Below are 19,441 nucleotides of genomic sequence, written 5' to 3' on the forward strand. Positions count from 1 at the left end.
GCCCTGCAACCCGCGGTGAATCCAAAGCATCCGGGCCTGGCGATCCGCGTCGCCGACGAGGGGTTTGCCGCCTATGTATGGGGCAGTGATTTCAGTTTCGAGGTCAGCGCCTATGCCGAGGCCGAGCGTGGCCTGGCGGTGGCTGACTGGCCGTTGCGCAAGATCGTGCCGTATCGCAAATGCTATGGCATTGATCCGGAGGAGTTCGGCAGCTATCGCAACGCTCCGGGCAGCGAGATTTTCATGGCCTATCTCGATGACCAGCCGGTGGGGCACCTGGTGGTCAGTACCAACTGGAACGGTTACGGGCACGTCGACGAGTTGGCGGTGCATGTGCCGGCGCGGCGCCATGGGGTGGCCAAGGCGTTGCTTGAGGTGGCGCAGTTCTGGAGCCGCAAGAAGCAGTTGCCGGGCGTGATGCTCGAGACCCAGAACAACAATCTGGGGGCCTGTCGCCTGTACGAGCGCTGCGGCTATGTGGTGGGAGGCGTGGATCACCTGCGTTATCGCGGCATCGACCCGCAGACCGGCGAGGTGGCGATCTTCTGGTACCGGCTGTTTGCCGATGAGCCCCAGCAAGCCACGCTTTAACCGGCCAGCAGCGCCTCGGCCTGTTCGGTCAGCAACTCCAGCAGGGCGTTGAGCAGGGGCGAGGTGTCGCTGCCGTTGCGTCGCAGGGCATACAGGGTGACGCCAATGGGCGGTGACAATGGGCTGACATCGAGCCCTGCGATACGCGCACCGACAGCGGTAAAGGGATCGACGATGGCCAGCCCTTCACCGGCCTCCACCAGGCTGCGCATCATCTGATAGGTCTGCACCCGGGTCTGGATCACTGGGCTGGGGCGCAGATTCTGCAACTTGCTGGCGAGGATCACGCTCAGCGGATCTTGGCCTTCCAGGCCGACCATGGCCTGGCCGGCCAAATCTTGCAGGGCCACGTATTTCTGCTTCGCCTGCAGCCAGCCATGGGGCGCCAGCAGGAACAGCTTGCCCTGGGCCAGCGGCTGACAGTGGATGTCCGGGTGTTCAGGGTCATGCAGGCTCAGGCCCAGATCGCAGTCACGCAGCAGCAGGCTGTTGACCATATCCCGGGTGCTTTGGCTGAGGAGGCTGCAGGGGGTGTCGGTGAAACGCCGACGCAGGGCGGCAATGCATTGGGGCAGCAGTTGCTGGACCAGGGGCGCAGTGCCGACAATGCGCAAGGGTGGCGCCTGGTGAAACCTCAGGCTGTCGGCCAGGCGTTGCAGGGGGTCGAAGGCGTCATACACTCGGGTGATCGCCGGTTGCAACTCACGGGCTTCGCGAGTGGCTTGCAAGCGCCCGCGGACACTGGCAAACAGCATGAATCCCAACTGGCTTTCAGCATCGCGCAGCACGGCTTCGACCTCGGCCACCGAGAGTTGCAGCAACTCGGCGGCGGTTCCCAGGTGAGCGGTTTGCAGAAGCGCCTGAATCACCTCGATATGACGTAAACGCATGCTTGAAGTCCATCTCCAGCCGTTGAAGAGTCAAGCATCGATCCTACCTCAAGTGCAGGCCGGGAATCTGTAGCGGCTGCCGCCGGGCTGCGAAGGCGCTTTAGCAAGCGTGAGATCACCGCGACCGTTGCACTCGATCGCAGCGGGTGCACAACGTTGCCCGGCATGATCTCTCAAGCGCCACCCGATGCCTGTCGCCGTTACGGCGATCGGCTTGGGCGACACTTCAACGAAGCGGGCGTGAAAACAGACCACAGGGTGTATCAGGATCACTCGGTCACATAAGTCTCGGGTTCACGGACGATGGTTATATCCGACTGCACCAGCAAAAACTGGTTGTCATCGAGCTTCTTGACCCGGTCGCCAATGGCCAGACGGTAAGTGGTCACCGGCTCCGAGCCGGTCGCGCTGTCCTCCGAGGGCATGGATTCCTGGAATTCGTGTACTGAGTACACCCGTCCCTCGGCATCTCTTGCATGGAATTGTCCGACAAGTACTGCTGCCATCTTTTAGAGCCTCTGGAGATAAAACACACAAATTTCGGTGCTGTAGACCCGGCGGGTGCAGGGTAAGTTTTGCCCGGTGAAAAAAATAATCGGTCGGTGCCAATGGTCTCATCCCGGGCCGCAACGGGCTGCAGGGTTTATGCGGGGAAATGGGTTGGGTGGGGTAGCAGGCAACCCCCTGGCTCATCTATAACTAGCATCTTCTTCAAGCCAACGGTTGGAAACTCCAATGAGCAATGTCTACAAGGTTGCAGTGCTGGTCGGTAGTCTGAGAAAACAGTCCTTGAACCGTAAGGTCGCCCTGGCTCTGGCCGAGCTGGCACCGGCCAATCTCCAGCTGAACATCATCGAGATCGGCGACTTGCCGCTCTACAACGAAGACATCGACGTGACTCCACCGGCGGCCTACGGGCAGTTTCGCCAGCAGATCAGCGCTGCCGATGCTGTGCTGTTCGTGACCCCAGAATACAACCGCTCGGTGCCGGCCGCACTGAAGAACGCGATCGACGTTGGTTCGCGTCCTTACGGCAAGAGTGCCTGGAGCGGCAAGCCGGGTGCGGTGATCAGCGTTTCCCCGGGGGCCGTTGGCGGCTTTGGGGCCAACCATCACCTGCGCCAGTCCCTGGTGTTCCTCAATGTCCCGTGCATGCAACAGCCCGAGGCTTACGTGGGCGGCGCCGGCTCGGCGTTCGACGAGTCCGGCAAGCTGTCCGAGGCAACCCGGCCGTTCCTGCAGGGCTTCATCAGCGCCTATGGGCAGTGGATTGAGCAGCAGAAAAAAGTCTGACCACGATCCATGGCCGGCGACCCTGGGCTCCCTGTCCGGGAGCCGGCTTGCTGGCGAAGGCGTGAGCCTGGCATCGGCCTGGCGGGTGCCCGGGCTGATACTCGCAACGCCGTTCGGTTGCTTCTGAGCCCATCAGTTGTGGCTCATGAGGCTCCCGGTAGATGGGGCCAGAGATCGGCAACCAGGAACAACCGCTCGGCTTCTTCCCAGCTGCCTTGGGCATTTTCCTCCAGCCGCACCAGCAATTGTGCGGGGGCGTGCGAGTCAAGATTCGCTCGCCATTGCTGCAGTTGCGCGGCAGTCCAGGTTTGCTCGGCGAGATAGTGGGCCGGGGCCAGCCAGGCTTGGCGAGGCAAGAGCTGCCAGCGCCCTGGCGCGCTCTGGGAGATGAACGCTGGCCAGTCGCGCTGATGCAGCCAGCGTCCGCGCAGGTGCTGCGGATGGGCGCCGCAGGGGGCTGCGGCATGACCCGGCCAGGGATACAGCAGGTAGCCGCCGAGCCACAAGTGCGCGCTGAAGGCCTGGATATCCAGTGCTGCCAGGGCTTCATGGCTTTCATCCCGGGCGGAGATCGGCAACTGATGCTCTTTCAGGTGCGCCAGCTTGCGATCCAGGCGGTCATGACAGCCGGGGCCCAGCCATTGCGCGCGGTCCTCGCCGTCGCCGTTCTGTGGGCCCAGATAGAGCTTGATCGCCAGTTCCAGGTGATGCACCCCGTCGCGGTCACGCAGCAGCATGTCCAGTTCGCCGAGGGTATGTCCGCCCCGGCGGATCGGCAGGTTGGCGGCCAGCAGTTCCACTCCCGGGGCATGGTGCACGGCAAACTGCCAGAGGCGTTCGTAGTACAGGCCCAGGCGTCGGGTTGGACCCTGGCTCAGCCACTGGCGCAGGGCGCGGCAGTCCAGGTCCTGGCACCGCAGCCAGTGGGCCAGCAGTTGCGGCGCCTGCACCCAGTCGCTGCCGGCCAGGGGGTGGCGCTGCGGCCAGGGCGTGTGGCTGAGCATCGGCGGCGCGAGGATGACCCAGGCGAGGTCGCGGACTTCAGGTTGACGCAACTGGCGGGGGAGGCTGACTAAATCCGCGAACAGGAGCATCTTGCGAGCATAGACGCAAACCCATGCCGTTCGCGATAAATGCGTGCCACTCGCAGTTGCCGCTGATGTTCCTAAGCCCTCGTGGCTGAAAGGATTTTGTCTAACGCCGGGTTTCGCCCATAATCCTCTGTTTCGCCCGTACCCGAACCTCGCAGGAGCCCCATGGAGCAATTTCGCAATATCGGCATTATCGGTCGCCTGGGCAGTTCGCAGGTGCTGGACACAGTTCGCCGACTGAAAAAGTTTCTGCTGGCCCGCCACCTGCACGTGATCCTCGAAGACACCATTGCCGAAGTGCTGCCGGGCCACGGCCTGCAGACCTCATCGCGCAAGCTGTTGGGCGAGGTCTGCGACATGGTCATCGTGGTCGGCGGCGACGGCAGCCTGCTGGGCGCCGCCCGGGCCCTGGCGCGGCACAATGTTCCGGTGCTGGGGATCAACCGCGGCAGCCTGGGGTTTCTCACCGACATCCGCCCCGATGAGCTGGAGGTCAAGGTCGCCGAGGTGTTGGACGGCCACTACCTGGTGGAAAACCGCTTCCTGTTGCAGGCCGAAGTCCGTCGCCACGCCGAGGCCATCGGCCAGGGCGATGCGCTGAACGACGTGGTGCTGCACCCGGGCAAGTCGACGCGGATGATCGAATTCGAGATCTACATCGACGGCCAGTTCGTCTGCAGCCAGAAGGCCGACGGCCTGATCGTCGCCACGCCCACCGGTTCCACGGCCTACGCGCTGTCCGCTGGCGGGCCGATCATGCATCCCAAGCTGGATGCCATTGTGATCGTGCCGATGTACCCCCATACCTTGTCTGGAAGACCGATTGTGGTCGATGGCAATAGTGAGCTGAAAATCGTCGTGTCCAAAGATATGCAGATCTATCCGCAAGTCTCCTGTGACGGCCAGAACCACTTTACCTGTGCGCCCGGCGACACCATCACGGTCAGCAAGAAGGCGCAGAAACTGCGCCTGATCCATCCACTGGACCACAACTACTACGAGGTCTGCCGGACCAAGCTCGGCTGGGGCAGCCGACTGGGCGGTGGAGGCGACTGATGCTCGATCCCGCGCGTAGCTACGACCTGATCGGTGACGTGCACGGTTGCGCCTTGACCCTGGAGCACTTGCTGGATCGGCTCGGTTATCACAAGCAGGGCGGCGTCTGGCGGCACCCGTCGCGGATGGCGGTGTTCCTCGGCGACATCATCGACCGCGGCCCGCGTATCCGTGAATCCCTGCACATCGTCCACGACATGGTCGAGGCCGGCCAGGCGCTGTGCATCATGGGTAACCATGAGTTCAACGCTTTGGGCTGGAGCACGCCGGCCGCCGAGGGCAGTGGCAAGCAGTTCGTGCGTGAACACACGCCGCGCCACGCCCGCCTGATCCACGAGACCCTGGCCCAGTTCGAGCAGCACCCCGGCGACTGGCACGACTTTCTCGAGTGGTTCTATGAACTGCCGCTGTTCGTCGATGCCGGGCGTTTTCGGGTGGTACATGCATGCTGGGATGCCGGCCTGATCGCCCCGCTGCGCCAGCAGTACCCGAATGGCTGCATCGATCGCCCATTCCTGCAGGCCTCGGCGTTGCCCGACAGCTTCGCTTGTACGGCCTTTGACCGCCTGCTGCGGGGCACCGACATGCGCCTGCCCCATGGCTTGACCATGACCAGTGGCGACGGCTTGACCCGGGCCTTCTTCCGCACCAAGTTCTGGGAAGACGATCCGCAAACCTATGGCGACATCGTCTTCCAGCCCGATGCGTTGCCCGAGCCGGTGGCGCGCACGCCGCTGTCGCCTGCGGAAAAGAACAGCCTGCTGCGTTATGGCGCCGACGAGCCGATGTTGTTCGTCGGTCACTACTGGCGCAGCGGCAAGCCGGCGCCGATTCTCCCCAACCTGGCATGCCTGGACTACAGCGCGGTGCTCTACGGCAAGCTAGCGGCTTACCGGCTGGACCAGGAAACCCGCCTGGACCCGAATAAATTTGTCTGGGTCGACGTCGAGCGGCCCGAGGTATTGCGATGAGTGCGGTAGCGGTTTTGCGTCTGCCCCTGGCGACGGACCTGAGTGGTTTCGTCAAGTTGCTGCAACGCATGCAGGTGCCCCACCGAGTCAGTGAAGAGGCGGGGGAGCAGGTGCTCTGGGCGCCGGAGTCCATCAGCGAAGATGTGCGGGGCCTGTACCAGCGCTTTCCCCACGGCGATCCGCAACAGCAACTGGATATCCCGCAAGCCGCCACCCCGGCCCGTATCGGCCTGGTCGAACAGTTGCGTCGCAGCCCGGTCACCGCGCTGATCCTGTTGCTGAGCCTGGCGGTCTGCGGCATCACCTTGCTGGGGGGCAATCTGCAAACGCTGGGCTGGTTCACATTCCTCGAGTTCCGGGTGGTCGGCGACTACATCCAGTTCACCCCTCTGGCCGACAGCCTGGCGGCGGGGCAGTGGTGGCGCCTGGTGACCCCGATGCTGATTCACTTCGGCATCCTGCACATCGCCATGAACGGCATGTGGTACTGGGAACTGGGGCGGCGCATCGAGATGCGCCAGGGCAGCATCAACCTGCTGGGCCTGACCCTGTTGTTCAGCCTGGTGTCCAACTACGCACAATATTATTTCAGCGGCCCGACCCTGTTCGGTGGCCTGTCCGGGGTGCTCTACGGCCTGCTCGGGCATTGCTGGATCTACCAACTGCTGTCGCCCAATCCGATCTACCGGCTGCCTCGAGGCGTCCTGGTGATGATGCTGGTGTGGCTGCTGCTGTGCCTGTCCGGGCTGGTCTCGATGATCGGCTTCGGCGAAATCGCCAACGCCGCCCACGTCGGCGGGTTGCTCGTCGGTTGCCTCACCGGCTTGTTGGGCGGCTTGTACAGTCGCCGTAAACTGGCCCTTTAAACGCTGGAGTCTTGAATGTCGTCCTTTGTCGAAATGATCGAAAACATCACCCCCGAGATCTACCAGAGCCTGAAACTGGCGGTAGAAATCGGCAAATGGTCCGATGGCCGCAAACTCACCGCCGAGCAGCGTGAACTGTCCCTGCAGGCGATGATTGCCTGGGAAATGCAGAACTTGCCCGAGGAGCAGCGCACCGGCTACATGGGCCCGCAGGAATGCGCCTCGAAGTCGGCACCGGTGCCGAACCTCCTGTTCAAGTCGGATGCCATCCATTGATCGAGATTGGCCGCGGCTCCATCAGCAAAATGTCGGCGCGCCTTGACGGGCCGGACGTTCAGTACGCTTTTCGCCTGGGTGACAGCGAGGTGCCGGTCAATCCGTTGATCGGCAGCACCTTGCGCCTGGAATACCTGGGGGCGATCCACTGCTCCCACTGCGGACGCAAGACCAAGACCAGCTTCAGCCAGGGCTACTGCTACCCCTGCATGACCAAGCTGGCCCAGTGCGACCTGTGCATCATGAGCCCGGAGCGTTGCCACTATGACGCCGGCACCTGCCGCGATCCGTCCTGGGGCGAGCAGTTCTGCATGACCGATCACGTGGTCTACCTGGCCAACTCCTCGGGGATCAAGGTGGGCATCACCCGCGCCACTCAATTGCCTACCCGCTGGATCGACCAGGGCGCCAGCCAGGCGCTGCCGATCATGCGTGTGGCGACCCGCCAGCAATCCGGTTTCGTCGAGGACCTGTTCCGTTCCCAGGTGGCCGACAAGACCAACTGGCGCGCCTTGCTCAAGGGCGATGCCCAGGCCGTGGACCTGACGCAGGTGCGCGAGCAACTGTTCGAATCCTGCGCCGAAGGCCTGCTGGCCCTGCAGGAGCGTTTCGGCCTGCAGGCCATCCAGGCGGTACGGGACATCGAGCCCCTGGAAATTCGTTACCCGGTCGAGCAGTACCCGGCCAAGATCGTCAGCTTCAATCTGGACAAGAACCCGATTGCCGAAGGCACCCTGATGGGGATCAAGGGCCAGTACCTGATCTTCGACACCGGCGTGATCAACATTCGTAAGTACACGGCCTACCAGCTCGCCGTGCATCAGTAGAAGGAATTCGTCATGCGCACCGACCAACCGAAGATGATCTACCTGAAGGACTATCAGGCCCCCGAGTACCTGATCGACGAGACGCACCTGACCTTCGAGTTGTTCGAGGACCACAGCCTGGTCCATGCGCAGCTGGTGATGCGTCGCAACCCGGCTCGCGGCGCCGGCCTGCCGCCGCTGGTACTGGACGGCCAGCAGTTGGAACTGCTGTCGGTGGCCATGGGCGACCGCGAACTGACGGCGGCGGACTACCAGTTGGACGACAGCCACCTGACCCTGCACCCGAGCAGCGCCAGCTTCACCCTGGATACCAGCGTAAGGATCCATCCGGAAAGCAACACCGCCCTGGAAGGCCTGTACAAGTCCAGCGGCATGTTCTGTACCCAGTGCGAGGCCGAAGGCTTTCGCAAGATCACCTATTACCTCGACCGTCCGGATGTGATGAGCACCTTCACCACCACCGTGGTGGCCGAGCAGCACAGCTACCCGGTGCTGTTGTCCAACGGTAACCCGATCGCCAGCGGCCCCGGTGAAGACGGCCGGCACTGGGCGACCTGGGAAGACCCATTCATGAAGCCGGCGTACCTGTTCGCCCTGGTGGCGGGTGACCTGTGGTGTGTCGAAGACACATTCACCACCATGAGCGGCCGCGATGTAGCGCTGCGCATCTACGTCGAGCCGGAAAACATCGACAAGTGCCAGCACGCCATGAACAGCCTGAAGAAGTCCATGCGCTGGGACGAAGAGACCTATGGCCGGGAATACGACCTGGACATCTTCATGATCGTTGCGGTCAACGACTTCAACATGGGCGCCATGGAAAACAAGGGCCTGAACATCTTCAACTCCAGCGCCGTGCTGGCCCGTGCCGAAACCGCCACCGACGCCGCGCACCAGCGGGTCGAGGCCATCGTCGCCCACGAGTACTTCCACAACTGGTCGGGCAACCGCGTGACCTGCCGCGACTGGTTCCAACTGTCGTTGAAGGAAGGCTTCACGGTGTTCCGTGATGCCGGTTTCTCCGCGGACATGAACTCGGCCACGGTCAAGCGCATCCAGGATGTGGCCTACCTGCGCACCCACCAGTTCGCCGAAGACGGCGGCCCCATGGCCCATGCCGTGCGCCCGGAAAGCTTTATCGAGATTTCCAACTTCTACACCCTGACCGTGTACGAGAAGGGGTCGGAAGTGGTCGGCATGATCCACACCTTGCTCGGCGCCGAAGGCTTCCGTAAGGGCAGCGACCTGTACTTCGAACGCCACGACGGCCAGGCCGTGACCTGCGATGACTTCATCAAGGCCATGGAAGACGCCAATGGCGTCGATCTGACCCAGTTCAAGCGCTGGTACAGCCAGGCCGGTACGCCACGGCTGGCGGTGAGCGAGTCCTACGACGCGGCAGCCAAGACCTACAGCCTGACCTTCCGCCAGAGCTGCCCGCAGACCCCGGACAAGGTCGAGAAACTGCCGTTCGTGATCCCGGTGGAGCTGGGCCTGCTCGATAGCAGCGGTGCCGACATGGCCCTGCGCCTGGCCGGTGAAGCCGCTGCCCAGGGCACGTCCCGCGTGTTGTCGGTGACCGAGGCCGAGCAGACCTTCACCTTAGTCGACATCGCCGAACAGCCGCTGCCGTCGCTGCTGCGGGGCTTCTCGGCCCCGGTGAAGCTGAGCTTCCCCTACAGCCGTGACCAGTTGATGTTCCTCATGCAGCACGACAGCGACGGTTTCAACCGTTGGGACGCCGGCCAGCAATTGTCGGTGCAGGTGTTGCAGGAACTGATCGCCCAGCAGCAGAAGGGCGAGGCCCTGGCGATGGACCCGCGCCTGGTCACGGCGCTGCGCAGCGTATTGACCGACGACCGCCTGGATCAGGCCATGGTCGCGGAAATGCTCTCGCTGCCGGGCGAGGCCTACCTCACCGAAATCAGCGAAGTGGCCGATGTCGAAGCCATCCATGCCGCCCGCGAATTTGCCCGCCGGCAGTTGGCCGACGAGTTGTTCGAACCTTTGTGGCAGCGTTATCAGGCCAACCGCGAAGTGTCCAAGCGCACGCCTTATGTGGCCGAGGCTGAACATTTCGCCCGGCGTGCCTTGCAGAACATTGCCCTGTCGTACGTGATGGTCAGCAGCAAGCCGGAGTTCCTGGTGCCGGCGGCAGCCAAGGAGCAGTTCGAGCACGCCGATAACATGACCGAGCGCCTGACCGCGCTGGCGGTGCTGGTCAATTCCCCTTACGAGGAAGAAAAGGCCTGGGCCCTGGAACTGTTCGCCGAGAACTTCAAGGACAACCCGCTGGTCATGGACCAATGGTTCAGCGTCCAGGCCGGCAGCCCGTTGCCGGGTGGCCTGGCGCGGGTCAAGGCGTTGATGCAGCACCCGGCGTTCAACATCAAGAACCCGAACAAGGTGCGCGCGCTGGTAGGGGCCTTTGCCGGGCAGAACCTGATCAACTTCCACGCGGCGGATGGCTCCGGCTACCGCTTCCTGGCTGACCTGGTGATCGAACTCAACGGCTTCAACCCGCAGATTGCTTCGCGGCAACTGGCGCCATTGACCCGCTGGCGCAAATACGACAGCGCCCGCCAGGCGTTGATGAAAGGCGAGCTGGAGCGCATCCGCGCATCCGGCGAGCTGTCCAGCGACGTCTTCGAAGTGGTCAGCAAAAGCCTCGCCTGAGGCAGCACCGCCTTCGCTGGCAAGCCAGCTCCTACGGCCACGACAACGTTCGCACTGTAGGAGCCGGCTTGCCGGCGAATAGGCCCTCGAGTCATGCACCGCCCTAGCCATCGCCTTCGCTGGCAAGCCAGCTCCTACGGCTGCGGCAACGTTCGCCATTGTAGGAGCCGGCTTGCCGGCGAACAGGCCCTCGAACCTTGCACCGCCCCAGCCATCGCCTTCGCTGGCAAGCCAGCTCCTACGGCCGCGGCAAGGTTCGCACTGTAGGAGCCGGCTTGCCGGCGAACAGGCCCTCGAGCCATGCACCGTCCCAGCCATCGCCTTCGCCGGCAAGCCCGCGCTACGCGAGCGGTGCTGCCGTGGGGGCAGGGGGGATCTCGCTTTGTAGCGCTTCAGTCAGGCCAGGGTGATAGTTCTGCGCGCCAATGGCGTGCAGGATGCCAACCCGCTCAAGCTTGGCATGCACCCTGAGGTTGGCCTCGCAGAGCTTCACCACAATCGCGCGCTTGTGCAGTTGGCCGATCACTTCTTCCAGGGTCTGCAGCCCGGTGATGTCCATGAACGGCACGTGCTGCAGGCGGATGATCAGCACCCGGGGATCACTGTGGGTCTGGGCCAGGGCACGCTCGAAGGTTTCCGCGGCGCCAAAGAACAGCGGCCCTTCAATGGTGTAGACCAGCACGCCTGGCGGCAGATGCCCTCGACCCTTGCCGTGCAACTCGTTGGCCAGGTCCGCTTCCACCACCTGCTGCACCTCCACCGAGGAGGCCATGCGCCGTAGGAAATGCAGCATCGCCAGGACCACCCCTATGTTCACCGCGATCACCAGGTCGCTGAACACCGTCAGGACAAAGGTGCACAGCAGGATCGCCACATCGGCCCGGGGTGCCCGTTGCACCATGCGCTTGAAATGGTGCAGTTCGCTCATGTTGTAGGCCACTACGAACAGGATCGCCGCTAGGGTGCAGAGTGGGATATTGGCTGCCAACGGTGCAAAGAACAGGATGATCAGCACCAGCACCGCCGCGTGGGTAATGCCGGCCAGTGGGCTGTTGCCGCCGTTGCGGATATTGGTGGCGGTGCGGGCAATCGCGCCGGTGGCCGCGAAGCCGCCGAACAGTGGCGCGGCCAGGTTGGCGATGCCCTGGCCGATCAGCTCCTGGTTGGAGTTGTGGCGGGTGCCGGCCATGCCGTCGGCCACCACCGCGGATAACAGCGATTCGATGGCGCCGAGCATGGCGATGGCAAAGGCCGGGCCGATCAGGTCCAGCACCCGGGGCAGGCTGATCGTTGGCAATTGCAGTTGAGGCAGGCCCTGGGGGATGCCGCCGAAGGCGCTGCCGATGGTGGCTACGCCCTGGAACTGGAATAGCGACTGTAGAGCGGTGGCCAGGATCATCGCCACCAGTGGTGCCGGTAGGCGCTTGAGGTGTGGAATCTTCGGCACGCACAGCAACAGCGCCAGGCTGAGCCCGGCCAACGCAGTCGTGGCCAGGTGCAGGTTGGGCAGCGCCTGCAACAGGTGCCAGAGTTTCTGGTGAAAGTATTCGCCCTGGGCGGCGGGCAGGCCGAAGAAATCTTTCCACTGGCTGACCCAGATGATCACCCCGATGCCGGCGGTGAAGCCGAGAATCACCGGGTCCGGAATGAACTTGATCAGGGCCCCCAGGCGACTGATGCCCAGCAGGAACAGGATGATCCCGGCCATCATTGTCGCCAGTTGCAGGCCGTCGACCCCGTATTTGGCGGTAATCCCGGCGAGAATCACGATAAAGGCCCCGGTGGGCCCGGCGATCTGCAAGCGGCTGCCGCCGAACAGTGACACCAGCAGGCCGCCGACGATGGCGGTGTAGATCCCCTGTTCGGGCTTGACCCCGGAAGCGATGGCAAAAGCCATGGCCAGGGGCAGCGCCACCACGCCGACAATCACTCCGGCCACCAGGTTGCGTGCCCAGTGCCGGGGTTTCAGCAACCCGGCCTTCCACGCCTCGCGTATGGCGATCATCGCTCACTCCTGAAGGTCAACGGGGCTGGCAACCCATGCCGCTCATCATAGCCAACAGTAGGGCGCGGGGACTCCTGCTGTGGATCAGCCTTTGCGCGTTTTCCGCAGCAAGGGGCGGCAAACAGGTCCAGCTTCAGCCGAATCGGTGGTTTTTTTGTGGCGGTCCCTGCGGCTTGTCACGGGCTGTGCCGCGATATTGGTCACCCCAGCGAATGCCCGAGCATTCAGGGACTTGGACAGGAGCAGTGATTAACAAAAGATAACGTGGCGTTGATTGTCAGACCTTTCCAAAGCCCGATAGGATAGCCCGCAGCCGAAGGGGCTCTAGATTGCAGGTTTCAGGACGATCATCGAATCGATCCGGCCTTTACAGACCCTGGAAGGCGCCCTGAAAGGTTGAATGACCTGACAATAATAAATGGGGGAATGGTCTATGAGTGAGCCTGTCATGGGTGTGGTTGTTGGCCGCCCGCCGGCGCTGCGCACGTTCGCACTGCTGGCTACAGCGCTCTCGCTGTTGGCTGTCGTGACGCTGTCGACACCGGTCCTGGCCGCAGCCAATGCGGCGCAAACGGTCTATTCCATCGAATCGGCCAAGGCCGCGAAAAGCCTGATGCTCGATGTTGTCCACGCCGGCAAGCGCCTGGTAGCGGTGGGTGATCGCGGGCACATTCTCTACTCCGACGACCAGGGCGTGACCTGGACCCAGGCCAAGGTGCCGACCCGGCAATTGCTCACGGCGGTGTACTTCGTCGATGACCAGCACGGCTGGGCGGTGGGTCACGATGCCCAGGTCCTGGCCAGCAGTGACGGCGGCGCCACCTGGAGCCAGCAATACCAGGACCTCAAGCGCGAAGCGCCGTTGCTCGATGTCTGGTTCAAGGACACTCAGGCCGGCTACGCCATTGGCGCTTATGGCGCACTGCTGGAAACCACGGACGGCGGCCAGCACTGGGAAGACGTCAGCGACCGCCTGGACAACCAGGACCAGTTCCACCTCAACGCCATTGCCGAGGTCAAGGACTCCGGGCTGTTCATTGTCGGTGAGCAGGGCAGCATGTTCCGCTCCGCCGACGGCGGGCAGACCTGGGAACGCCTCGAAGGCCCCTATGAAGGCTCGCTGTTCGGCGTGATCGCCACCGGCCAGCCGGCAACCCTGCTGGTCTATGGCCTGCGCGGCAACCTCTATCGCTCCACGGACTTTGGCGGCACCTGGGAACAGGTGGAGCTCAACGCGGCCCGTGGCGCCCTGGAGTTCGGCCTGTCCGGCGCCACGCTGCTCGACGACGGCTCGCTGGTGATCGTCGGCAATGGTGGCAGCGTGATTCGCAGCACCGACCATGGGCAGACTTTCAGCGTGTTCAATCGTCCCGACCGCATTTCACTCTCGGCGGTAACCGGTGATGGCGACGGCAAGCTGGTGCTGGCCGGGCAGGGCGGGGTACGGGTCTCTGCAGCAACGGGCGCTGAACTTGGCCAATAGGCCGGGCACATAATAAGAAGGTGGGGAATTCCATGAGCAGTCATCACCAGGACAAGGCGAACTTTCTTGAGCGCCTGATTTTCAACAACCGCCCGGCAGTGATTTTCATCTGCCTGCTGGTCAGCACGTTCCTGTTCTGGCAAGCGACCCTGATCCGGCCATCCACCAGCTTCGAAAAGATGATTCCGCTCAAGCACCCGTTCATCGAGCGGATGATGGAGCACCGTAACGACCTGGCCAACCTGGGCAACACCGTGCGCATCTCGGTGGAAGCCAAGGATGGCGAGATCTTCACCAAGGACTACATGGAGACCCTGCGGCAGATCCACGACGAGGTGTTCTACATCTCCGGTGTCGATCGCTCCGGGCTCAAGTCGCTGTGGAGCCCGAGCGTGCGCTGGACCGAAGTCACCGAGGAAGGTTTTGCCGGCGGCGAAGTGATCCCGCAGAGCTACAACGGTTCGGCCGACAGCCTCGAGCAACTGCGCAACAACGTGCTCAAGTCCGGCCAGGTCGGGCGCCTGGTGGCCAACGATTTCAAATCCAGCATCGTCGATATCCCGCTGCTGGAGTCCTACCCGGACCCGCAGGACCAGGGCAAGTTGCTGGCCCTGGATTACCAGAAATTCTCCCACGAGCTGGAAGAAAAGATCCGCGACAAGTTCGAGGCGCAGAACCCCAATGTGAAGATCCACATCGTCGGTTTCGCCAAGAAGGTCGGCGACCTGATCGATGGCCTGATCATGGTGGTGATGTTCTTCGGGGTGGCCTTCATCATCACCCTGGTGCTGCTGTACTGGTTCACCTGGTGCATCCGCAGCACTATCGCCGTGTTGATCACCACCCTGGTTGCGGTGGTCTGGCAGTTGGGGCTGATGCACGCCTTCGGCTTCGGCCTGGACCCATACTCGATGCTGGTGCCGTTCCTGATCTTCGCCATCGGCATTTCCCACGGGGTGCAGAAGATCAACGGCATTGCCTTGCAGTCCAGTGATGCCGACAACGCCCTGACCGCGGCGCGGCGCACCTTCCGCCAGCTGTTCCTGCCGGGGATGATTGCGATCCTCGCCGATGCCGTGGGTTTCATCACCTTGCTGATCATCGATATCGGGGTGATTCGCGAGTTGGCCATCGGCGCCTCCATCGGTGTGGCGGTGATCGTGTTCACCAACCTGATCCTGCTGCCAGTGGCGATTTCCTATGTCGGCATCAGCAAGCGCGCCATCGAGCGCAGCAAGAAGGACGCCTCCCGCGAGCATCCGTTCTGGCGCCTGCTGTCGAACTTTGCCAGTCCGAAAGTCGCGCCAATTTCCGTCGCCCTGGCCCTGGTGGCCTTCGGCGGCGGCCTCTGGTACAGCCAGAACCTGAAGATCGGCGACCTTGACCAGGGCGCGCCGGAGCTGCGTCCCGACTCGCGCTACAACAAGGACAACAACTTCATCATCAGCAACTACTCCACCAGTTCCGATGTGCTGGTGGTGATGGTCAAGACCGCGGCCGAAGGCTGCTCGCGCTACGCCGCCATGGCGCCCATCGACGAGCTGATGTGGAAGATGCAGAACACCGAGGGCGTGCAGTCGGCGATTTCCCTGGTGACTGTGTCCAAGCAGATGATCAAGGGCATGAACGAGGGCAACCTGAAATGGGAAACCCTGTCGCGCAACCCCGACGTGCTCAACAACTCCATCGCCCGGGCCGATGGCCTGTACAACAACAACTGCTCCCTGGCGCCGGTGCTGGTGTTCCTCAATGACCACAAGGCCGCGACCCTGGACCGTGCGGTGCATGCGGTGCAGGAGTTCGCCCGGGAACACAACCAGGATGGCCTGGAGTTCATCCTGGCCGCCGGTAACGCCGGGATCGAGGCCGCCACCAACGAAGTGATCAAGGAGTCCGAGCTGACCATCCTGATCCTGGTGTACATCTGTGTGGCGGGCATGTGCATGATCACCTTCCGCTCCTGGGCGGCGACCCTGTGCATCGTCCTGCCGCTGGTGCTGACCTCGGTGCTGGGCAATGCCCTGATGGCCTTCATGGGGATTGGGGTCAAGGTCGCGACCCTGCCGGTGGTGGCCTTGGGGGTGGGGATCGGTGTCGACTACGGCATCTATATCTACAGTCGCCTGGAAAGCTTCCTGCGGGCCGGGCTGCCGCTGCAAGAGGCCTACTACCAGACCCTGCGTTCCACCGGTAAAGCGGTGCTGTTCACCGGCCTGTGCCTGGCCATTGGCGTGTGCACCTGGATCTTCTCGGCGATCAAGTTCCAGGCCGACATGGGGCTGATGCTGACCTTCATGCTGCTGTGGAACATGTTCGGCGCCCTGTGGCTGCTGCCGGCCCTGGCGCGATTCCTGATCAAGCCCGAGAAGCTCGCCGGGCAGAAGGGCAACTCGCTGTTCGCCCACTGATCCCGCGCTGATCGATCACCCGCCGCAACCCAGGGTTGCGGCTTTTTTATGCCTGGCGATTAACTCGGCAAGAGAGGCTGGCCTTGAGGTGCCGGTGGTGTCTGTCGCAGGTTGTGCCGACGGCACGATCTGCGCTTGCAATCGACCTTCGGCAGATACGCTCTTGACGCTTCAACGGCGGCACATCGCGCTTCAAGACTGCGGCGCAATGCTGGCCCAACCCGCTGGCGCCAATCAGCTATCATTGCGCCTTTCCAATTGATGATTGATCGCTATGACCGCTGCTACCGACACCTTGCTCACCGCCCTTGAAGCCTGCGACATGCTGGAAATCGACGGCCTGCACGCCTTCGATTTCACCCTCGACGAGCAGCGCCTGCTGATCGAGTGCATGGATGGCCGCGCCGCCAAGCGCTGGAGCTTCACCCTGGCCCAACTGCAGGCCGCGACCTTCGACCCGCAGTTGCAGAGCTGGACCCTGGTGGCGGACTCGGGCGAGCACCGCCTGGTGTGCATGAGCGCGTTCAGTGCCCGTGACGAAGAGGAGAGTGAGCATGAAGATGCGTAATTTCTGGCCCCTGTTGATGGCCGGCAGTGTCGGCGCCATGGCGGTCCAGGCCGCTCCGGCCGATAGCCAGGAGTTGTTGGTGGGTTCTTACACCCAGGGGCAGAGCCAGGGCCTGTATCGCTTGCGCTTCAACGAGCGCACCGGGCAGATCGATCCCAAGCCGCTGCAGGTGGTGAAGAGCTCCAACCCCTCCTGGCTGACGCTGTCCAAGGACCTGAAGTTCGTCTTCGCGGTGAATGAGAACAGCCCGGGACAGGCCGACCCCATCGGGCGTGTCAGCAGCTACAGCCTGGCGCCCAAGACCCATCAGCTGAGCCTGATCAACCAGGTGCAGAGCCAGGGCAATGAGCCTACCCATTCGAGCCTCAGCGCCGACGGCAGCTACCTGTTCGTCAGCAACTACTCGGTGGACCCCGATCCAGGTGGCAGCCTGGCGGTGGTGCCGGTCAGCGCTGATGGCCACCTGTCGCCCGTGGTCCAGCTCAGCAGCCATCCGGCCAGCCGGGTGGATGCCGAGCGCCAGCAATCGGCCCACGTGCACTCGTCGGTGTCTTCGCCGGACGGCAAGTTCGTGTTCGCCAACGACCTGGGGGCGGACAAGGTGTTTGTCTATAGCTACGACCCCAAGGCCAATCCCGAGCATCCACTGCGCCCGGCCGATCCGGCGTTCGTCCAGTTGCCCCCTGGCAGTGGCCCGCGTCACCTGCTGTTCAGCGCGGATGGCAAGCACGCCTACCTGACCATGGAAATGAGTGCCCAGGTGGCGGTCTTCGATTATCAGGACGGCAAGCTGACCCAGCGTCAGCTGGTTGACCTGGCGGCGAATGGCGCCAAGGAGAAAAAGGCCGCTGCGGCACTGCACGCGTCCAAGGACGGTCAGTACCTCTACGTCAGCAACCGTGGCACCGCCAACCAGTTGCTGGTGTTCGCCATCGACCAGAGCAATGGTCAGCTCAAGGAGATCCAGCGCCGTTCCGTCGAGGGCGATCATCCGCGGGAGTTCAGCCTCGATCCGAGCAACCGCTATGTGCTGATCGGTAACCAGAAGAGCAACGAGATCGTGGTGATCGAGCGCGACGCCAAGACCGGTTTTCTCGGCAAGACCGTGCAGAAACTGCCCTTTGAAGCGCCCAGCGATATCAAGTTCCTGGTGCGTCAATAGGCCGCAGGCCCCGCCATCCGGGGCCTGACTCCTTCTATTAACGCCGCTGATAATGGCTACTGCCGCAAAGAATTTTTTCCCGCCAACCCTCGGGAGTAAGTTTGCTTCACGGCCCACACGGGCAAGCAAGCCAACTGAATACGAGGGTTACCCACATGAACTTCAATCTCTTCTCCGTGATCGCAGCCTCGGCCATTTCTGCCAGCGTGGTACTGCCTGCCAGCGCCAATGTGGAAATCAGCCAGAAGAAATCTGCCACCAACACCTACACCCAGAAATACCTGCAGCAGAGCGCCAACTTCTACGCCGCCCTGGATCACAAGGTGCAGAGCTGAGACTCAGTGCAGCCTTTGTTCGTCAGGTCCCAAGGTATGCAGGAGCGAAGTCACTGAAGCAGTGATGTCGCTCCTGCATTACCTGTTTGCGACCGAATCCCCGCACCAGGCAAATTTTGCTTGGTAGTATCACATGGCCATATGTTTAAATTTGACGCTGACTTATTGACTCTTTCCCGAGCAAGGATCGATAGCATGGTGATGCGTCTGACTGTGGTTCTGCTGTTGCTCTATTCCACCCCCATCCTGTCCTCGGCGCAGCCGGTGGAAGGTGAACCCGAAACTTCCCGCGAGCGTTTGGCGAGCCTGCTGCAGGACTGAAGCCTCTGGGGTTTCAGGATCAAAAAAATTGATAATGGCCATGGATAAAAACGTCTTTTTATCAGCCTTTGCTTGATGGATTCTCTGGGCACTGCAACTGCCTTCGGAGAACCTCAGCATGGCCCGCTCGCTCCTGACCTCTGCCAAACATGGCGCCTATGTGGCGATTGCCCTGTACCTGACGATGGTGCTGTGGGTCAGTCTGGCCGCCAGTCCATCGCTGGACCGGACGCAGCACCCGCCGCAACAGGCCCGGGGCAGCGAGACGCTGTCGGCCCAGCCCCATGGAGCCGCAGGGTTATGAACGGGAGCAGACTGATGGTCGCCGCCTTCCTGGCCTTCTTGACCAACGGCGCTACCTTGCTGGGAGTGGGGCAGGGGTCGGCGGGCGCACTGGCGCGCAATATCGAATGCAAGCATCTGATTGCCCATCATAGCCAGGCAGCGAAACCCCCGAACCTGCTGGCCGGCACGCCGCCGGTCAAAGCCCGGGGCGCATTTCCCGGACCCTTTGCACTGGAATGCCCGCAGTCACAGCGCTGCCCGGCCATGACGGCCTGAGCCGCGCTCTGCGACGGCAATTACTCCGGGGGAGGGTTAGATCCGTGGTAGGCGGGCCCTG

General features: G+C 62.7%; 20 protein-coding genes. 16 read left to right on the top strand and 4 right to left on the bottom strand.

What is annotated here, in order from left to right:
- Positions 1–3 precede the first annotated feature (3 nt).
- Complete coding sequence (locus GV819_RS11915) at positions 4–591, top strand: GNAT family N-acetyltransferase (RefSeq protein WP_161756423.1); 588 nt, start codon at positions 4–6, stop codon at positions 589–591.
- On the opposite strand, the gene GV819_RS11920 is transcribed toward GV819_RS11915, so the two are convergent.
- Together GV819_RS11920 and GV819_RS11925 are read right to left on the bottom strand one after the other, a co-directional pair.
- Entirely contained in the window at positions 588–1,481 is an 894-nt protein-coding gene (locus GV819_RS11920; protein ID WP_161756281.1) for a LysR family transcriptional regulator, read from the bottom strand. The two genes, GV819_RS11915 and GV819_RS11920, sit on opposite strands and share 4 nt — an antisense overlap.
- 269 nt (positions 1,482–1,750) lie before the next feature.
- Positions 1,751–1,987 carry a hypothetical protein gene (locus GV819_RS11925; protein ID WP_161756282.1) on the bottom strand — a complete coding sequence of 79 codons (237 nt, stop codon included), beginning with the start codon at positions 1,985–1,987 and terminating at the stop codon, positions 1,751–1,753.
- Positions 1,988–2,216: 229 nt separating this feature from the next.
- Here GV819_RS11925 and GV819_RS11930 point away from each other — a divergent pair, with 229 nt between their 5' ends.
- Positions 2,217–2,774, top strand: a complete 558-nt coding sequence (locus GV819_RS11930; protein WP_161756283.1) for an NADPH-dependent FMN reductase — start codon at positions 2,217–2,219, stop codon at positions 2,772–2,774.
- 143 nt (positions 2,775–2,917) lie between these two features.
- Here GV819_RS11930 and GV819_RS11935 read toward each other — a convergent pair whose 3' ends face one another.
- On the bottom strand, positions 2,918–3,868 hold the full coding sequence (locus GV819_RS11935; RefSeq protein WP_178125988.1) for a DUF1853 family protein: 951 nt from the start codon (positions 3,866–3,868) through the stop codon (positions 2,918–2,920).
- A 162-nt stretch (positions 3,869–4,030) separates the two neighbouring features.
- Here GV819_RS11935 and GV819_RS11940 point away from each other — a divergent pair, with 162 nt between their 5' ends.
- The 6 genes from GV819_RS11940 to pepN are packed head-to-tail and all read left to right on the top strand — an operon-like array spanning position 4,031 to position 10,537.
- Entirely contained in the window at positions 4,031–4,921 is an 891-nt protein-coding gene (locus GV819_RS11940; RefSeq protein ID WP_161756285.1) for an NAD(+) kinase, read from the top strand.
- Entirely contained in the window at positions 4,918–5,892 is a 975-nt protein-coding gene (locus tag GV819_RS11945; RefSeq protein ID WP_178125146.1) for a metallophosphoesterase, read from the top strand. Before GV819_RS11940 ends, GV819_RS11945 begins: the two co-directional genes overlap by 4 nt.
- On the top strand, positions 5,889–6,758 hold the full coding sequence (locus GV819_RS11950; protein WP_161756287.1) for a rhomboid family intramembrane serine protease: 870 nt from the start codon (positions 5,889–5,891) through the stop codon (positions 6,756–6,758). The genes GV819_RS11945 and GV819_RS11950 overlap by 4 nt, the downstream gene beginning before the upstream one ends.
- Before the next feature lie 15 nt (positions 6,759–6,773).
- Positions 6,774–7,034 carry a YeaC family protein gene (locus GV819_RS11955; RefSeq protein WP_161756288.1) on the top strand — a complete coding sequence of 87 codons (261 nt, stop codon included), beginning with the start codon at positions 6,774–6,776 and terminating at the stop codon, positions 7,032–7,034.
- On the top strand, positions 7,031–7,861 hold the full coding sequence (locus GV819_RS11960) for a DUF2797 domain-containing protein (RefSeq protein ID WP_161756289.1): 831 nt from the start codon (positions 7,031–7,033) through the stop codon (positions 7,859–7,861). Before GV819_RS11955 ends, GV819_RS11960 begins: the two co-directional genes overlap by 4 nt.
- A 12-nt stretch (positions 7,862–7,873) precedes the next feature.
- Positions 7,874–10,537: an aminopeptidase N gene (gene pepN / locus GV819_RS11965; protein ID WP_161756290.1), complete on the top strand. Its 2,664-nt coding sequence runs from the start codon at positions 7,874–7,876 to the stop codon at positions 10,535–10,537.
- Positions 10,538–10,877: 340 nt separating this feature from the next.
- Here pepN and GV819_RS11970 read toward each other — a convergent pair whose 3' ends face one another.
- Positions 10,878–12,542, bottom strand: coding sequence for a SulP family inorganic anion transporter (locus GV819_RS11970; protein ID WP_161756291.1), 1,665 nt, complete (start codon positions 12,540–12,542; stop codon positions 10,878–10,880).
- Positions 12,543–12,975: 433 nt separating this feature from the next.
- Between GV819_RS11970 and GV819_RS11975 the strand changes: the two genes are divergently transcribed.
- The 8 genes from GV819_RS11975 (at position 12,976) to GV819_RS12005 (ending at position 19,380) form a co-directional block, all read left to right on the top strand.
- On the top strand, positions 12,976–14,025 hold the full coding sequence (locus tag GV819_RS11975) for a WD40/YVTN/BNR-like repeat-containing protein (RefSeq protein ID WP_161756292.1): 1,050 nt from the start codon (positions 12,976–12,978) through the stop codon (positions 14,023–14,025).
- A gap of 32 nt (positions 14,026–14,057) precedes the next feature.
- Positions 14,058–16,433: an efflux RND transporter permease subunit gene (locus GV819_RS11980; protein ID WP_161756293.1), complete on the top strand. Its 2,376-nt coding sequence runs from the start codon at positions 14,058–14,060 to the stop codon at positions 16,431–16,433.
- A gap of 274 nt (positions 16,434–16,707) precedes the next feature.
- The gene (locus GV819_RS11985; protein WP_161756294.1) at positions 16,708–17,001 is read left to right on the top strand and encodes a DUF5629 family protein; all 294 of its coding nucleotides are present in this window, start codon (positions 16,708–16,710) and stop codon (positions 16,999–17,001) included.
- Positions 16,988–18,163 (top strand): lactonase family protein, encoded by a 1,176-nt coding sequence (locus tag GV819_RS11990; RefSeq protein WP_161756295.1) that lies wholly within the window; start codon positions 16,988–16,990, stop codon positions 18,161–18,163. Before GV819_RS11985 ends, GV819_RS11990 begins: the two co-directional genes overlap by 14 nt.
- 155 nt (positions 18,164–18,318) lie before the next feature.
- Positions 18,319–18,498: a hypothetical protein gene (locus GV819_RS11995; protein ID WP_161756296.1), complete on the top strand. Its 180-nt coding sequence runs from the start codon at positions 18,319–18,321 to the stop codon at positions 18,496–18,498.
- Between the two features lie 195 nt (positions 18,499–18,693).
- The gene (locus tag GV819_RS33175; protein WP_256667472.1) at positions 18,694–18,819 is read left to right on the top strand and encodes a hypothetical protein; all 126 of its coding nucleotides are present in this window, start codon (positions 18,694–18,696) and stop codon (positions 18,817–18,819) included.
- 118 nt (positions 18,820–18,937) lie between these two features.
- Positions 18,938–19,123, top strand: a complete 186-nt coding sequence (locus GV819_RS12000; RefSeq protein WP_161756297.1) for a hypothetical protein — start codon at positions 18,938–18,940, stop codon at positions 19,121–19,123.
- Positions 19,120–19,380 carry a hypothetical protein gene (locus GV819_RS12005; RefSeq protein WP_161756298.1) on the top strand — a complete coding sequence of 87 codons (261 nt, stop codon included), beginning with the start codon at positions 19,120–19,122 and terminating at the stop codon, positions 19,378–19,380. The genes GV819_RS12000 and GV819_RS12005 overlap by 4 nt, the downstream gene beginning before the upstream one ends.
- The last annotated feature ends 61 nt before the right edge of the window (positions 19,381–19,441 follow it).

Origin of the sequence: Pseudomonas sp. Fl5BN2 (assembly GCF_009908205.1) — a bacterium.
In the GTDB taxonomy this organism is placed as follows: Bacteria; Pseudomonadota; Gammaproteobacteria; order Pseudomonadales; family Pseudomonadaceae; genus Aquipseudomonas.

Excerpts from the sequence above, each read along its gene's own strand:
- GV819_RS11985 (WP_161756294.1), top strand. The coding sequence starts at position 16,708 with ATGACCGCTGCTACCGACACCTTGCTCACCGCCCTTGAAGCCTGCGAC.
- GV819_RS11955 (WP_161756288.1), top strand. The coding sequence starts at position 6,774 with ATGTCGTCCTTTGTCGAAATGATCGAAAACATCACCCCCGAGATCTAC.
- GV819_RS12000 (WP_161756297.1), top strand. The coding sequence starts at position 18,938 with ATGGCCCGCTCGCTCCTGACCTCTGCCAAACATGGCGCCTATGTGGCG.
- GV819_RS11935 (WP_178125988.1), bottom strand. The coding sequence starts at position 3,868 with ATGCTCCTGTTCGCGGATTTAGTCAGCCTCCCCCGCCAGTTGCGTCAA.
- GV819_RS11950 (WP_161756287.1), top strand. The coding sequence starts at position 5,889 with ATGAGTGCGGTAGCGGTTTTGCGTCTGCCCCTGGCGACGGACCTGAGT.
- pepN (WP_161756290.1), top strand. The coding sequence starts at position 7,874 with ATGCGCACCGACCAACCGAAGATGATCTACCTGAAGGACTATCAGGCC.
- GV819_RS11990 (WP_161756295.1), top strand. The coding sequence starts at position 16,988 with ATGAAGATGCGTAATTTCTGGCCCCTGTTGATGGCCGGCAGTGTCGGC.
- GV819_RS11975 (WP_161756292.1), top strand. The coding sequence starts at position 12,976 with ATGAGTGAGCCTGTCATGGGTGTGGTTGTTGGCCGCCCGCCGGCGCTG.
- GV819_RS11920 (WP_161756281.1), bottom strand. The coding sequence starts at position 1,481 with ATGCGTTTACGTCATATCGAGGTGATTCAGGCGCTTCTGCAAACCGCT.
- GV819_RS33175 (WP_256667472.1), top strand. The coding sequence starts at position 18,694 with ATGGTGATGCGTCTGACTGTGGTTCTGCTGTTGCTCTATTCCACCCCC.
- GV819_RS11980 (WP_161756293.1), top strand. The coding sequence starts at position 14,058 with ATGAGCAGTCATCACCAGGACAAGGCGAACTTTCTTGAGCGCCTGATT.
- GV819_RS11995 (WP_161756296.1), top strand. The coding sequence starts at position 18,319 with ATGAACTTCAATCTCTTCTCCGTGATCGCAGCCTCGGCCATTTCTGCC.
- GV819_RS11940 (WP_161756285.1), top strand. The coding sequence starts at position 4,031 with ATGGAGCAATTTCGCAATATCGGCATTATCGGTCGCCTGGGCAGTTCG.
- GV819_RS11930 (WP_161756283.1), top strand. The coding sequence starts at position 2,217 with ATGAGCAATGTCTACAAGGTTGCAGTGCTGGTCGGTAGTCTGAGAAAA.
- GV819_RS12005 (WP_161756298.1), top strand. The coding sequence starts at position 19,120 with ATGAACGGGAGCAGACTGATGGTCGCCGCCTTCCTGGCCTTCTTGACC.
- GV819_RS11970 (WP_161756291.1), bottom strand. The coding sequence starts at position 12,542 with ATGATCGCCATACGCGAGGCGTGGAAGGCCGGGTTGCTGAAACCCCGG.
- GV819_RS11925 (WP_161756282.1), bottom strand. The coding sequence starts at position 1,987 with ATGGCAGCAGTACTTGTCGGACAATTCCATGCAAGAGATGCCGAGGGA.